We start from the raw sequence: 1108 nt of genomic DNA, 5'->3' as shown, positions 1-1108 counted from the left end.
CGCAACAGCTGGCCTACGTGATCTATACGTCGGGCTCGACGGGCGTACCGAAGGGCGTTGGCGTCACGCATGAGAACGTCGCGCGTCTGTTCGATGCAACGCAGTCGCGCTTTGCATTCGACGCACAGGACGTGTGGACGTTGTTCCATTCATACGCATTCGACTTCTCCGTATGGGAGATGTTCGGGGCGCTCGTGCATGGCGCGCGGCTCGTGATCGTGCCGCACTGGAGCGCTCGCGAACCCGCGGCATTCCACGCGCTCCTGCGCAAGGAACGGGTGACGGTGCTGAACCAGACGCCGTCGGCCTTCGTGCAACTGATTCAGACCGATGACGGCAACACGCTCGACTCGCTGCGCGCGGTGATTTTTGGCGGCGAGCGTCTTGAGCCGGCATCGCTGGCGCGATGGGCGGAGGGCGCGCGCCGCAAGGGAACATTGCCGGCGCTCGTGAACATGTACGGGATCACGGAAACGACCGTACACGTGACGCACCGGACACTGGACGAAGCGGCGCTGCGCGACGGGCGCAGCGTGATCGGCGCACCGCTCGATGACCTCACGCTGCACGTGCTCGACGCGGATCTGAACCGCGTGCCGGTGGGCGCAGTGGGCGAACTGTATGTGGGCGGCGCGGGTCTTGCGCGCGGCTATCTGGGTCGCGCCGCGCTGAGCGCGCAACGCTTCGTGCCGGACCCATATGGTGCGCCGGGTGCGCGGCTGTACCGCTCGGGCGACCTCGCGCGACGCTTGCCCGATGGCGACCTCGAGTACCTGGGCCGTAACGACGACCAGGTGAAGATTCACGGCTTCCGTATCGAACTCGGTGAGATTCAGGCAGCGCTGCGGGCGCATCCCGAGGTGCGGGACGTGGCGGTGCTGGTGTTGGGCCACGGCGACGACAACAACGCCAACGACAACCGGCGTCTGATTGCCTACGTGGTGCCGCGCGGCGGACCCGATGCAGGCGATGCGGGACGCTGGCAGACGTGGCTCGCCGCGCGTCTGCCGGGGCACATGGTGCCGTCGTCGTATGTGGAGCTTGAGCGCTTTCCGTTGACGCCGAACGGCAAGCTCGATCGCCGCGCATTGCCTGCGCCGGAGGCGGT

Annotated in this window: 1 protein-coding gene; it reads left to right on the top strand. The window is 67.0% G+C overall.

Going from position 1 to position 1108, the window contains the following annotated elements; genetic code table 11:
* Positions 1-1108, top strand: a 1108-nt coding sequence (locus J2W46_RS34305; protein ID WP_310360470.1) for an amino acid adenylation domain-containing protein, incomplete at both ends; no start/stop codon positions are given.

Origin of the sequence: Paraburkholderia strydomiana (assembly GCF_031456815.1) — a bacterium.
GTDB classification, from domain to species: Bacteria; Pseudomonadota; Gammaproteobacteria; order Burkholderiales; family Burkholderiaceae; genus Paraburkholderia; species Paraburkholderia caledonica.
Note: the sequence above shows the minus strand (reverse complement) of the source record. Positions and strands in the feature narration are given on the sequence as shown.